The organism is Niastella koreensis GR20-10, assembly GCF_000246855.1.
Lineage (GTDB): Bacteria > Bacteroidota > Bacteroidia > Chitinophagales > Chitinophagaceae > Niastella > Niastella koreensis.
This window is the reverse complement of sequence record NC_016609.1, coordinates 1,598,266-1,611,973: the sequence shown is the minus strand read 5'-3', so window position 1 is coordinate 1,611,973 and position 13,708 is coordinate 1,598,266. Positions and strand designations below refer to the sequence as shown.

The following is a 13,708-nucleotide window of genomic DNA, read 5'->3' as shown; positions in this document are numbered from 1 at the left end:
TTTTGATGACAACACAAAATTGCTCCATCGCGCAGCCGAAAAATAGCCGCTTACAACTGAAAAATAGTCTTATCCGCCGGTGGTGTATTTTTTAGGTTTCACACCATGGTATTTCTCAAAAAGGCGCCCGAAGTGACTGAGGTTGGCAAACCCAAGCTGGTAGCCTGTTTCGGAAACAGATAAACCGCCATGTTTAAGCAGGAAGGCCGCCTCTTCCATCCTCGCCTGCTGATAATAATTATAAATGGTATCGCCGAATACCTGTTTAAAGATCTCTGTCATCTTTGTCTCTCCTAACCCAGCCATCTTCGCCAACGCCGGCAGGCTGGGCGGAACAGCGAGATCTGAAAGAATGGCTGTTCTTATCAGAGAAAGCTTTTCCACATCGTCTTTGTGAACAGTGCTATGGTGCCCATTTTCGCGTTTTTGCAATTTTTCGAATACCAGGTAAATTAACTCCTGCACCTTTAACCGTTGGTACAGGTTACCCAGGGCATTATCTTCCCGGACTTCGGTGACCTGTTTCACAATTTTATGTACTTCCACACTCATGCTTTCATAAAACAGGAATCCCGGTTCTGCGTTCAAAATAGTTTGTACAACACTGTTTGGATTTTTGATGGCCAGCAATTCTTTCAGGGCGTCTTTCCTGATACCTACTACTAAAAAATAGATGTCTGTATGGGCAGGAAAACGGATTTTTGAATTCAGGTCGGTAGATGCGATCTGGATGGCAAAGGCACTGCTTCGGGAAAGCGGGTTGGCTTTTTCCCCGGTATCCACGCTGGCCGTGACCTCATTACTATGAAAAATCATACTTACCAGCTCGTTGGGCGCGTCGGTCCCTACCCTGTTCAGGATAAAATCTTCCTTAAGTTTATACCGGTGGACTACGAGCTTTAATCCGCCCGGTAAGGCAGCCCTTCTGATGCTGCCGGCGCCCATAACCGGGGGAATGCTCAACCGGTCACCTTCTATAGAAACGTTGAACTTTTTTGCAAAGCTGGATAGAAAATCAAACGTGGGATTTGGTTCAAATTCAAAAAACATACATAAAGATAAACCTATTTTGTTACCAGCTTTTGTTCTGCATTTTATAAATCCATCTACCGTTTTAGCGGCTGAGGGGTCATCCTGTAGTTTCCTGAGGCAGGTCAAAACCCCATATGATCCAGATCATCTGCCAATAAATAAGGATCGTTCATATTTGCTTTCGAATATATCTGACTATGAACTACCCAGCTATTGCGCCCGCACATACTTTTAGTTATAGTGAATACTTTGACTTCACTGAACAAACCGCTAATGGAGCTTTTTTAGCAGTTCATCCATTGCCGCCCGAAAAAATAGAAGCAGCAAAAATGAACGTACAACGGATGAAAAGGATCTACAAAACCTTTCAACCTTCCCAACAGGTTATAGAGCTGTTACAAAAGATCCCGGGCAATATGCAGTGGACCATTATTGCAGAACCCTGGTGTGGCGATGGCGCCCAGAATATTCCTGTACTGGCAAAGATCGCTTCGATGAGTGATAAGATAGAGCTGAAAATAATTCTTCGCGACGAGAACCCTGCCATTATGGAGGCCTTTCTTACCGATGGTAAAAAAGCCATTCCGAAACTGATCTGTATCGACCCGAACCAACATCAACTGATTGGCACCTGGGGCGCCAGGCCATTCAACATGCAACAGCTATTTGTTCAGTGCAAAGAGGTGAACGGCCGGTCGAAAGAAGATTGTTTGAAAGAGTTGCACTCTTTCTATGCCAAAGACCATGGCGAATCGCTACAGCAGGAGATAACAGCTTTATTAGCGGGCTGGGTGAAAGAAAAAGGCGCCAATTAATGACGCCTCATTTCTACATTTTCAAAGCCATAACTTTTAAATTATTTAGCTGTAATAGTAAGCAGGCCCGGAGCGTAAACAAGACTACCTACTACCTTAACAAGAACATTATAATTGCCCGCTGGTATAACAGGCAACTGCACCTTGATTTCATTGTTTGAAATAGACTTAATGATAGTTTGTTGTGTTGGCATCCCGCCGCCATTCGCATCCAGAAAATACACCGCTGTTGTACTGCCATTGGGATCTATAAAGTTTTCACCTGTTATAATTAATTCGGAAAGTACCGGCGCTGTAGTAGCAGAGATAGATTGAATGGATGGCGCCAGCACCTCCAGCTGATTGGGCACAGTAGCCGTCATACCAGCCACCGTTACGGTAACAGCATATTGGCCGGCCTTCAAACTTTCGGGAATTGGTACCGACAAGGTATCATGTCCGGGATGGATGGCGCTTTTTTCAATGACCTTAGATCCAAAAGAAACCATATCGAACTTATATGATTTTCTGAATCCTTTGCCGGTTATATTTACGTATTGGCGTGCGAAACCAACAGCTGGTGTCATGGATGTAATAACCGGCGCCTTCAGGTTGAAATCCTTACTGGCAGATAACAACGTATCGCCTACCTGCATGGCTATTTTCGTTTGGGCATTTTCAATATCATCGGGCACTACTACCTGCACCTGGGTGCCGGTAGCACTGATAACGCTGGCATATACTCCGCCACCAAATTGAACAATAATGTTATTGGGATTGGTACCCAGATCAGTCCCCGTGAGCGTAATGGTATCGCCTATAAAGGCATTAGCAGGCGTAAAGTCGCTGAAGACAGGTTTTGATTTAGGCTTCGTTGAATCGGCAGGTTTATCGGGTGTGGGATTATTGGTAACCGGGGGATTATCCGATACGATCTCATCTTTCTTTTTAGAACAGGCTGCTGCGATACAAAACAGGGCGATAACGGATAAATGACTAAATTTCATACTGTGATGGGTGATTTATTTCCTATACAACAAACCATTTTCAAATATTCCTACGCGATTTTGTTTTTTTTGAAAAATATTTTTACTCCCGCTCCCACTCATACTGCAAGAGTGAATATATAAACAGATCGTTATATTTATTATTTACCCATTCCGCATCTCTCAATATCCCTTCCTTTTTAAAATGTAGTTTTTCCGGGATTGCCTGGCTTTTTAAATTGGTAACGGCTACTTTACACTCGATCCTGTGCAGACCGAACTGATTGAACCCATAGTCAATGATCTTTTTACAGGACCTGGTTACCACGCCTTTTCCTTCCGCCTGGCTGGTTATCCAATAACCTAAGGCCCCCATCTTATTATGAAGATTCAAATGATGCAACCCGATTCTGCCTACAGGTGTTTCATCAAGTATCATTATAAAACTTACCTCTTTCTTTTGCTCATACAACAGCTCGCAATTTTTAATATACCTGGTAAAATCGGGCAGCGTTTTCATCTCATCGATCCAGGGCAGAAATTCAGCAAGGCGTTGCCTTTCTTTATCAAGTCCTGCGAAAAGCGGAGCGGCATGCCGTTCGGCTGTTAGTTCGAGGCGAAGGTTATTGTTGATGTCTAAAGTCATTGGGATGGTTTAATGATCAATTTAATGATAAGACCATAAATACAGCAGCCTTTTTTGAACTTGATATTGAGTTCCCTATTTCAAAGAGCTGGTAAAAGGTCAATGAACATAACCGGTATTTAGTCAAAGTTCTCTTGTGATACAAAGGTAGGTCAACGGCAATACCGGCGCAAATCCGGATCAGGATGGGAGCCATAAAACTGTGTCTTAAACGAATATCTTTACCTGAATATAAAAGTCCCAGTGTGAACAATGATTTACTCCGGAATTTATCCGATCTTTTACCTATAATTCCCGGCAGTATTCTAAACATGAAATACGATGAAAAATGAAATCATACTTGTCTTTTTATTTGTGCTATCTCTGGCAGTGAAAGGGCAGGATAAAAAAGCGGAGTTTTTAACAGAACCATCAAGATGGGAGTTTGAAAGATTTCCTTTGCCTCCAACGTTCGCTCCAAACTTTCCCTACAAGGGTGTTGAAGAGCTGCGTTTTTCACCAGGCATGTTTAAGAAAGAGGCTCCGGATTACTTCAGCTATGCATTCGTTGCCCGATTAGACAGTATATCCTCGATCACACAACAGGAAGTAAAAGATTATTTACTCAGCTATTTTAAAGGACTGTGTGCCAGTACAGCTAAACAAAGAAACCTTTCAATTGACACCTCACAGGTAAAGGTTTCAATTGAAAAGAAAATTAAAACTTCAGCAAACGAGGTCATCTATAGTGCAGTGTTGAATGTTTTTGGCGTTTTTACCGATGGCGCCCCGGTTACACTGAATGCAGAAATAAAGGCAATGACTGATCTGAGAGCGAAAAAGATCTACCTGGTTTTTATTACCTCTCCCCAAAAAAGAACAGATAATATCTGGAAACAACTATATGCGATTCAACATGCTTTTATAATGGCAAATTGGAATGAATAGATAACCTGGCGCCCACAAACCCAAATTAAAAAAGCTGCTCCTGGTAAAACAGGAGCTTTTTTTATATGGCGGAATCGAAATTTTTTAAAATTTTCTGTAACATTTTGCCGGGCCATGTATCAAAACGCAAAATCAAACAAATCAGCAGTTAAATCTATTGAAAATGAAAAAGTATACATGGCTTATTATTGTTATATTTTTCACTGCGCTATGCGCAAATGTATTCGGTCAAACAACAACTACAAGGCCCTTTGAAGTGAAAAAAAGCGGACAGGGCAAACAGGCTATCATCTTTATACCTGGTTTAGGCTGTTCGGGTGAAGTATGGAATGAGACGGTAGAAAAATTTGAAAAAAATTATACCTGTTACACTTTAACCATGGCCGGCTTTGCCGGCGCACAAGCGCAACCGGAAGCTACTTTCACCAACTGGGAAACGCAGATCGCCAGTTACATCAGGGAAAACAACATTCAAAAACCCATAATAATAGGACATAGTATAGGCGGTGGTTTAACTTTAGCTATCGCTGCGGATTATCCCCTGCTGGTTGAAAAAATAATTGTGGTGGATGCGCTTCCTTGCTTAGCCGCGCTGCAAAATCCTGCATTCAAACCAAAAGAAAACAATGATTGCACGCCCATGATCAATCAATTTACTTCCTTGAACAATGAACAGTTTGAACAAATGCAAAAATCGGGTATTGCCAGCCTTGTAACGGACACGTTATCGCGGAAGAAGATAATTGGCTGGACAATGCTATCGGACAGAAAAACATTTGCCGGTTTATTTTGCGACTTTTTAAACACCGACCTGAGAGAAAAACTCAAAGCTATCCAATGTCCCGCGTTGGTGTTGCTCGAAAGTCCATTTATCCGGTTAAAACCTGCCATCGAAGAGCAATATAAAAATTTAAAGGCCGCCCAATTACAATACTCATCAAAAGCCCTGCATTTCATTATGTTCGATGATAAAGAATGGTATCAGAATCAATTGACTGGTTTTATAAAATAGCACGCCCACATGACATTTGACGAAATCTACAAAATATACTGGCAAAAGATCTTTCGGTTATGTTTGGGCTATATGAACGATTTCGATTGGGCTAAAGACATTGCACAGGAAACCTTTATCATTGTTTGGCAACAGCTTCCAAAGTTCAGGCATGAATCAGCAATCGGTACCTGGATATTCAGAATCGCGACAAACAATTGTTTAAGGCAAATCGAGAAAGATAAACGAGCCCCCAAAGCAGCATTACCCGATGATCTGAAAGAAGAAAAACAGCCTTCCATTGAACCACAGATCCGGTTCCTGTATCAATGTATTGCCGAACTGCCGGAAACAGACCGCATCATTATTTCATTGGAGCTGGAAGACGTAAAACAGGCCGAAATAGCCAGCATTACCGGACTTTCAGAAGCCAACATCCGGGTAAAGATCCACAGGATCAAGGAAAAGTTATCTCAAAAATTTAAAGCCCATGCTCATGAGCAGTAATATAGATTTTAAGGCTTTGTGGCAACAGCAACCGGTGAGCCAGCCTGATATGAAGGATCTAATGAACCGGTTGTATCAATTTAAACAATCGAATATCAGAAGACTTATAAAGACCAATATTTTACTGGTTGCAACAAGTCTGTTCATTGGTTTTGTATGGTATTATTATCAGCCGCAGTTCATATCCACCAAAATAGGTATTGTAATAACCATTTTAGCTATGGTTATTTACCTGTTCGTTTATAATAAAATGTTTGCACTGTTCAACAAAATCGACAATGCAAGCGATAATGCCCACTACCTGCAAAACCTGATCGTTATAAAAGGTAAACAGCGTTTTTTACAACATACCATGATGAATATATATTTCATTATGCTTATGGCCGGTATTTGTTTGTATATGTATGAATACACATCGCGCATGACAATAAGCGCAGGAATAATCACTTATGCAATTACCTTGATCTGGATCGCTTTTAACTGGTTTTATTTAAGACCTAAAACGATCAAAAAACAACAGGCTAAGCTGGATGATCTGATTGCTAAATTTGAAGGGATTAACAGGCAGTTGGATGTGTAGTCTTAATTACCTGGCTAAACATCGTCTGATCACCTTTACCAGCTTTTTCAGGAGCGCCTCGAATTCACTTTTATTCATGTCAATAACCAGATCTTCAGGTTTATTAAGAGCCTGAAATCTTGTGAGTTGTACCCATTTTTCCAAATCCACGGCCATCAGATGAATCATGATAACACTCCCCTCTCCTGTGGATGCCATTTTTTCCAGCATGGGTAATTCGGTTCCTGTGACGTAGGAAGAGGATAAGAAATTACTACTGTTCAACAATATGGCCACTTTTGTGGTGTCAATCGCATCTAAAATGGCTTCATGCCATTCATCACCTGGTTGAGTTTCCCGGTCAGACCATACATCCAGTTGATCTTCGCTGAAAGCAGCCTTGAGATGAGACAGCACCCGGTCAAAGTACTCCTCATCTTTCCGGCTGTAACTAATAAATATTTTATCTCTTTTTTTCAGGGGTCTTTTCCCCGACAAAGTAGCCAGTTCTTCTTCTTCCGTGTTTTTCAGGAAGAAAAGCAATTGAGGGTCTTCGATAAGCAGCGTGTTTTTCTTTTCTGCATCAAAATACAAAAGCTGATCATAAGACTCGCCTTTCGACAACAATGCCGTTATAAGCTGCTCATCAAGTAACGAACCAATGCCGATAGACAAGCCCCTGTGTAAAGAACGGATATTACCAAGGTTAATGGTGCCATTTTCTGTGGCCGCTAATAGTTTTAATAATTTAATGCAGGTACGGTCCCGGGATCCTCCTAACCGAAAAAAAGCAGTTATAAAATCCCCGAACTTGAAAAAACCTTCTTTTTTAACAGCCTTAATAGCATCACTCAAACTCGTGTCAATGGATTGAAGATGGCGTTGCCTGTCAAAAACACCAGCTTCTTTCAGCAAAAAATGACATAAATATTGCGCAACACAGAGGCTACCACCAGCTATTGTAAGAATCTCTTTTTTCTTTTTGAATTTTACATTGAGCATTTCCTCCCCTTTCTCTATCATTTCCATTATTACTGCCGATTTAACACTGCCAAATTTAATAGTGGGTACCCGGTTTGCAGAGGTACTGATTAGCTTTTTGTTAGAAGGGGGTATACCTGCAACCAGCAGTCTTTTGATCGACACAGAGGAATTTGCAGCTGAATTCAGGAATTGGGTAACGGTTTGTTTTATGTGATAGTTGAGCCGATGGAAATTATCAATAATAATTAATGTTTCCTGCCTTTTATGTAAGTTACTGATCGCCTCTAAATTTTTTTCGTCTCCGGCATCTAACCAAATATAACTGTTAAAACGTGAATGCAGTTTTTCAATTGCCTTTTTAATAGCGGTAGTTTTACCTGCTCCACAAGGGCCTTCCACTACAATGACTGGCCTGTCCTGTTTTAAATAAGATACCAGGCTCTTGAAATGTACCGACTCCACAAAGGCGCTGGAAGCCGTACCATCTATAGGAAAGACCTGATCAATATGTAAGCTTCCCGGGAAGAATGTTTTGCCGGATGACTTCTCCATTTCGACGGGAGAAGTGACCGTTTTCGGGAGGATGTATTTCTTCCTGATCATTTCCCTGACAGCCTTAGCTGCATCTGTAAACATTTCGGACTGATTGCGGAATTGGCTAATTGATACGGGAGGAAGAATTGGCTGAAAAATACCCAAAGCCGTTTTTTCCCAACCACATGGTTCAATGATTATCAGACGAACTTTTGCGGCCCCTGTTTTATGCTGTTTAATGATGCTATTCAACAGCTGTCCCTTCATAAAGGGTGACCGCAACAGATAGCCACTTACTAAAATCAGGATGATACTTGCGGGCTCAATCCGTGCGGCCCGTACCTTTTCTTCCATACAATCGGATATCTCCATATTCATTCCAGCGTTCAGCCGCTCAAGGCATTCTATAAATTCGTTTGCTTTCACTTTATCCAGCCCGGAGTAACGCAGGCATATGTTGGTTCTCGCCATCGGGTATTATTTGTTTATTCTTCCTCTTTTCCATAATAACAATCCTTGCAGCCTCCCTGTCATAACAATAATAATTAAGATGAGTCCATAAATAATTTCCCTTAGGTTACCAGCCACTTCATGGGGCATACCCAGGAAACGTAAACCCTCCGGCAGAAGGATCATAAAAGCAGCTGCACCTATGCTTCCCAACAAGCTTCCCATGCCCCCGACAATGACGATCGAAAGTATAAAAATGGACTCCTCCATGGTAAAAGTAGTAGGGTCGATGTACGTTATATAGTGAGCATACAAAGCTCCGGGTATGGTAGCCAGCATAGCAGTAAGGGTGAAAGAAATTACTTTAGCCTGGTATACATTTTTACCAATACTTTGAGTATAGATCTCATCTTCCCGGATGGCCCGCAATATCCTGCCGAAGCCAGAGCGGGATATATTCCGCAACAGGAACCAGACCACTATTACAAAACATAGCGACAACAGCAGGAAAGAAACCTTACCGTCAAGCTCTACCCCAAACAAACGAATGGCAGGTATGCCTGAAATACCCAACGGACCTCCCGTAAGGCCGGAAAGATTATTCATCAGTGAGAACAGGATAACCTGGATACCCATCGTGCAAATAATAAAATAATCTTCCACCGTTCGCAGGGCAATGAAGGAAATAAGCAAAGCAATAAGCCCGCCAATGAGCATACCAACCGGTACACTTAACCAGAAGGATACCCCGTACCGCGTGGAAAGCAGGGCTGCGCAATACGCCCCAATGCCATAAAAACCTGCCTGTGCAAGGGATATTAAACCCGTAAACCCCGCAGAAAGATTAAGACTTTGGGCCAACAACGCGTAGAATGCTATCAGAATAAGCAGGTGTAAAATATAGTCCACGTTGAATTCGGATTACAAAAGTTAACCAATTATCTACAGCTCTACTTTTTTCAACAACTGCCCGCTAAAGCCCAGCGGCCGCCATATGAGAAATATGATCAGGAGGAGGTAAGTGATCGCATCCGTCCATTTGGTATCGATGTAATACCCCGCCAGATTTTGTGCTGTGGCAACCAGCAAAGAGCCTGTTATCAATCCACGTGTGCTGCCGACCCCGCCCACGATCATTGCTACGATGCCATACACCAGCAGGTTGAAGCCGAAAGAAGGTGTCATGCTCGTATCCATGGCGGATAATATGCCAACAATTGCAGCAATGAAAGAACCTATACCAAAAGCGATGATGATTACGCTGCCGGAACGGACACCATAAATATTGCAGAGTTCAGGATTACTGGCCACCGCTCTTACAGATTTACCGGTGCGGGTATACCGCAAAAAACAGGTTACCGACAGAAACAACAGCAGCGACACTATTGCCAACACGGCTTGTACTGTGGTAATGTAGCCCTGACCTATCCTATGCCCAATACTCACCTCACTGCTATTAAGTATCCTTGCATCGTTACCAAATATAAGCGCTATCGTATTCTGCAATACAACATAAATGCCCAGCGATGCGATGAGGTAAGCAAGTGAGCTCACCTTTTTTTTTCGCATTGGCCGGTAAACCAGTATCTCACATAGCAAGCCGATTAACGTAACAGCGACGATAGACAATGCTATTGCCAACGGCATACTGAAAGTACACCTGGTTGTGAAAAAAAGAACCCCATAAGCACCGCAGGTAATGATGCAGCCATGCGCCAGGTGAAAGAATTTAGTGACGTAGTAGATCAGGGAATACGACAGGGCAATAACCAGGTAAAGTGTAAAAGTTAAAAATGTATTCAACACTAGCTGCATATTATGGCTGGTTATCTGATGTAAAAAGTTCACTAAGCGGAGTGGCCCGCTTTATCAAATTGAGAAACCTTGTTTTCTGGTCTTCTGTTCTATTTTTATCGAAACAGAACTCTATCTTCAGCTCATCATTAAAAATACCATTACTGTTCGCGTTCTTATTGGCTCTTTGAATGCCATATATGTCCCCAAAAATTCCAATATCCTCCAAATCCCCCCATCCATTCATAATACCTTCAGCTTTACTTTTCGGAATGTACATGAGCCGGACATCCTCACTGTATTTACTTTTCATTTCATCATGCCAATTCTTCAGGTATTTTTTCAACGGCTCAAACTCTTTTAAAATGCCCGACCCATTGAAGTGATCATCATTTAGTACAAATAGTTTCTGGATCTTAACACCTGTTTCCTCTGTCTTCAGCAAAAGATGATAGATCTCAGCATCCGCCCGTTTATCATCACTTAAATAGATATTCTCCTGATCTTTCTTATATAACAACTGAACACTGTAATAACAATTGGCCTGCTGTATAAATTTTTGCCAGATAATTGTTTTGAAATAGTAAGATGGAATTTCTGATACCATTCTTTCTTTTTCCTCATAAACAAAATGTTCCGACAAAAACTGCCCGTATTTTACATCGTATATATGTTCGTGCAATTTCTTCCCATTACCGATGTATTCATCGAGCGCAAGATCTTCATCAAGTCGTTTCTGGAGGGCCTTGGCAATATGTTTATAGTGGGAAAATTTATCGAGAAAGCTAAGCGCCCGGTTCCGTGAATTTTGCAGGTCAGTTACCAGACTCATATTTTTTGCTAAAATATCATCCCTGAAATGAGCCCACTCTTTATCCCTGAAATGAGCCCACTCGCTTTGAAATATCTCCCTTTTATGGTCCAGTTTGTTCATACGCTGAATAAACTCCTCCCGGGCATCATTGAATTTAACTTCAAATTCCTTGTTTGTTTCCCTGATCCTTTCCCTCATTTCCCTGTTAAAATCAGTCAATCTGTTAATGATATCACCTCCCAATAACTCAATCTGATCTGCCAGGTTATCTTTTTCGTCCATCCTTTTAATAAAAAGCTGCCATTGCCACAATTGATACCCTACGAGCAAGGCAAATATGACGAAAATGGAATAAAGGAGCCACTCCGATTGTTTACCATAAAAAAATATCAGCATTATCACTGTGGCAACAATGACCAGCAGGATCAGGTACACTGGTAATATTGAGGGTTTCTTACTCATAATACTTTATTTAGTACTTGCTCGTAAAAACCTGTAGGGATAGACTTGCCTACTTTGGCAATACACCCACAGTTGAATGTACCGGAACGTTTATAATTTTCTGAATTGAGCCATATCTCTTCCAATGAACGTTCCCAGTAATTTCCTTCAACGTTTTCTTCCGAGCCAGGGCAACTGAGCACTTTACCATTTAGAGTAACGTACATGCCGGTTGACACCTGATTGCATGGATGAGCACCTGCATAGGTTGCAATGCCTTCGGCACGTATCTGGTCGGCACGTTGCAGGTTGGTTTCGATATTGAACCGGTATATACCGGCATATAGTTCCAGTAGCTCTTCTTCCGGGGGCGTGATCTTTACCCATACCTTGTCCTTGGCCCGGCCGCTGACCATTGAGGTAGTAACAACAGTATACAGGTTGCGCAACCTTCCCCATTTGTATATTTCCAACGCCTCATCGATAGTCCAGATAGTGACGGGACTATTGATCAGCGCCAGTCTTGTGGGGTTACCGTTATTGAACCCCGCTTCTACCAACAATTTCAATGCACGGTTTCTTACATGGATAAAATCGGTGGTGCGGCCCACCAGTTTGGCTTGCCTGGCATCGTCGAAGGAATTAAAACTGAGCATAATACTGGCATTACAGGCATTGAGCTCTTCAGCCAGTTGCTGACCTGTAAAGATGCCGTACTCGCCAAAATACCTGGTCACAGACAGGTCGTCCCCCAATGTCTGTCCTTTGGTAAATATCAGAGGAATCACGTCCTGTTCTTTAAGGAAACGCAGGAAACGTAAAAAGCCCCGATTCTCGAATGGATCACCTGCACCGAGGAACTTGACACTGCGCAGACCAAGCTTTTTTGCCTGCAGGATCACATCAACCAGGTTGTCGAACTGCAGCTCATGCTGCACGGCATCTACGGAATTCTTTTTACGGAAACAAGCGGGACAGTTCAGGCTACAGTAAGAACCGTAGTCAATATCCAGAGTAAGCAATTTACCCTTATTGGCTTCAATAGTCGCCCTGTCGAAAGCCCAGCCGTTGATATCATTCACATAATTATCGGGAAACCGGCTGTATTTAACAGGTATATCTGGAACTATCCTCATATGCTATTTTATTTCAGTGAACTTGCCATTGATGACACGGTAAATACCCCATAGCCGGTCCACTTCCCCATCCCTGTCGAATTTAAGCGGACCTGTCATGGATGGGAACGTGTGGGTATACAGATATTCTTTCACCTTCTCCGCATTGTTGCCGGCATTGCGGACAGCCTCGAGGATAATCATCGCTCCCTCATAGGCGTAAGCATCGTAGGCGCCAGGCTCTTTGTGGTATTTATCAACAAACTGTTTATGGTACTGTTGGTAGTAGGCGCTGGTAGTGTCTACAAGCACATTTGAACAGTAGAAACCTTCTGAACTGTTACCGGCGATGGCGATCACATCCGCATTGGACGAACCATCGCCACCTACAATGGGTATATTTAGATCAAGCTCTTTCGCCTGTTTCAAAATAATGGCCGGCTCATTTTTATCACCAGGAATGAACATAGCTTGCGCACCGGAGGCTTTGATTTTAGCAAGCGCTGTCCTGAAATCCTGGTCACCTTTCTTAAAAGCACCTTCAAAGGCAATGATACCGCCCAATGCCGTAAAGGTTTCTTTAAAGCTTCGGGAAATATTGACCCCGTACTCATCATTCATGCTAAAAAGTGCGGCAGATCGTATTTTCAGTTGGTTATACATGAACTCCGCTACTGTTTTGCCCTGTACTTCATTACGGGGAATATTTCTGAAAATGTAATCGCCGGCTGTGCGTAGACGGTCAGTAGAGGAAATGGTAGTAAAAAGCACCACCTTATTTTTTTCTGCAATAGGAGCTATTGCCATAGTAACGCCGGATGCGACCTCACCTAAAATGATCTTCACGGAATCACCGATCAGCTTGGTGGTGGCCGATACCGCCGTGGTGGGATCGAATTTAGAATCCTGGTAATCCAGCCTGATAGAGGAATCTCCCCCGAAGGCCATGTCAAAACCTTGCCGCAGAATATCACCATAAGAAGCATTGTTGCCGCTGAGCGGTGCAACCACACCTATGGTGATAAATTTTTTTGGTTGCGCCGGTGCTTCGTTACATGAATAGTAAAGTGTGAGTAAAAGTGATGGCGTAAACAGGATCCATAACTTACTGAGTATTTTCATGGTAAATGGGTT

Annotated in this window: 14 protein-coding genes; 5 read left to right on the top strand and 9 right to left on the bottom strand. The window is 42.4% G+C overall.

Going from position 1 to position 13,708, the window contains the following annotated elements; translation table 11 throughout:
* Positions 1-69 precede the first annotated feature (69 nt).
* On the bottom strand, positions 70-1,050 hold the full coding sequence (locus NIAKO_RS06495; RefSeq protein WP_014217607.1) for a helix-turn-helix domain-containing protein: 981 nt from the start codon (positions 1,048-1,050) through the stop codon (positions 70-72).
* Positions 1,051-1,229: 179 nt separating this feature from the next.
* Between NIAKO_RS06495 and NIAKO_RS06490 the strand changes: the two genes are divergently transcribed.
* Positions 1,230-1,847, top strand: coding sequence for a thioredoxin family protein (locus NIAKO_RS06490; RefSeq protein ID WP_014217606.1), 618 nt, complete (start codon positions 1,230-1,232; stop codon positions 1,845-1,847).
* A 41-nt stretch (positions 1,848-1,888) separates the two neighbouring features.
* Here the strand turns inward: NIAKO_RS06490 and NIAKO_RS06485 are convergent, their stop codons facing one another.
* Positions 1,889-2,833, bottom strand: coding sequence for an IPT/TIG domain-containing protein (locus tag NIAKO_RS06485; RefSeq protein WP_014217605.1), 945 nt, complete (start codon positions 2,831-2,833; stop codon positions 1,889-1,891).
* Positions 2,834-2,915: 82 nt separating this feature from the next.
* A complete protein-coding gene (locus NIAKO_RS06480) occupies positions 2,916-3,458 on the bottom strand; it encodes a GNAT family N-acetyltransferase (RefSeq protein ID WP_014217604.1) in 543 nt (180 codons plus the stop codon).
* A gap of 321 nt (positions 3,459-3,779) precedes the next feature.
* Here NIAKO_RS06480 and NIAKO_RS06475 point away from each other — a divergent pair, with 321 nt between their 5' ends.
* The 4 genes from NIAKO_RS06475 (at position 3,780) to NIAKO_RS06460 (ending at position 6,463) form a co-directional block, all read left to right on the top strand.
* The gene (locus NIAKO_RS06475; RefSeq protein WP_014217603.1) at positions 3,780-4,385 is read left to right on the top strand and encodes a hypothetical protein; all 606 of its coding nucleotides are present in this window, start codon (positions 3,780-3,782) and stop codon (positions 4,383-4,385) included.
* 163 nt (positions 4,386-4,548) lie between these two features.
* Entirely contained in the window at positions 4,549-5,397 is an 849-nt protein-coding gene (locus NIAKO_RS06470; RefSeq protein WP_014217602.1) for an alpha/beta fold hydrolase, read from the top strand.
* A 9-nt stretch (positions 5,398-5,406) separates the two neighbouring features.
* Complete coding sequence (locus NIAKO_RS06465; RefSeq protein WP_014217601.1) at positions 5,407-5,883, top strand: RNA polymerase sigma factor; 477 nt, start codon at positions 5,407-5,409, stop codon at positions 5,881-5,883.
* Positions 5,873-6,463, top strand: a complete 591-nt coding sequence (locus tag NIAKO_RS06460) for a hypothetical protein (RefSeq protein WP_014217600.1) — start codon at positions 5,873-5,875, stop codon at positions 6,461-6,463. Before NIAKO_RS06465 ends, NIAKO_RS06460 begins: the two co-directional genes overlap by 11 nt.
* A 6-nt stretch (positions 6,464-6,469) precedes the next feature.
* Here the strand turns inward: NIAKO_RS06460 and NIAKO_RS06455 are convergent, their stop codons facing one another.
* Genes NIAKO_RS06455 through NIAKO_RS06430 form a run of 6 tightly spaced genes read right to left on the bottom strand, consistent with a single transcriptional unit; the run spans position 6,470 to position 13,696 of the window.
* Entirely contained in the window at positions 6,470-8,431 is a 1,962-nt protein-coding gene (locus NIAKO_RS06455) for a TIR domain-containing protein (RefSeq protein ID WP_014217599.1), read from the bottom strand.
* A 6-nt stretch (positions 8,432-8,437) separates the two neighbouring features.
* The gene (locus NIAKO_RS06450; protein ID WP_014217598.1) at positions 8,438-9,319 is read right to left on the bottom strand and encodes a branched-chain amino acid ABC transporter permease; all 882 of its coding nucleotides are present in this window, start codon (positions 9,317-9,319) and stop codon (positions 8,438-8,440) included.
* Between the two features lie 33 nt (positions 9,320-9,352).
* Entirely contained in the window at positions 9,353-10,225 is an 873-nt protein-coding gene (locus NIAKO_RS06445; RefSeq protein ID WP_041346420.1) for a branched-chain amino acid ABC transporter permease, read from the bottom strand.
* Between the two features lies 1 nt (position 10,226).
* Entirely contained in the window at positions 10,227-11,480 is a 1,254-nt protein-coding gene (locus NIAKO_RS06440) for a hypothetical protein (RefSeq protein ID WP_014217596.1), read from the bottom strand.
* Entirely contained in the window at positions 11,477-12,595 is a 1,119-nt protein-coding gene (locus NIAKO_RS06435) for a radical SAM/SPASM domain-containing protein (RefSeq protein ID WP_014217595.1), read from the bottom strand. Before NIAKO_RS06435 ends, NIAKO_RS06440 begins: the two co-directional genes overlap by 4 nt.
* Positions 12,596-12,598: 3 nt before the next feature.
* Complete coding sequence (locus NIAKO_RS06430) at positions 12,599-13,696, bottom strand: ABC transporter substrate-binding protein (protein ID WP_014217594.1); 1,098 nt, start codon at positions 13,694-13,696, stop codon at positions 12,599-12,601.
* Positions 13,697-13,708: the final 12 nt, after the last annotated feature.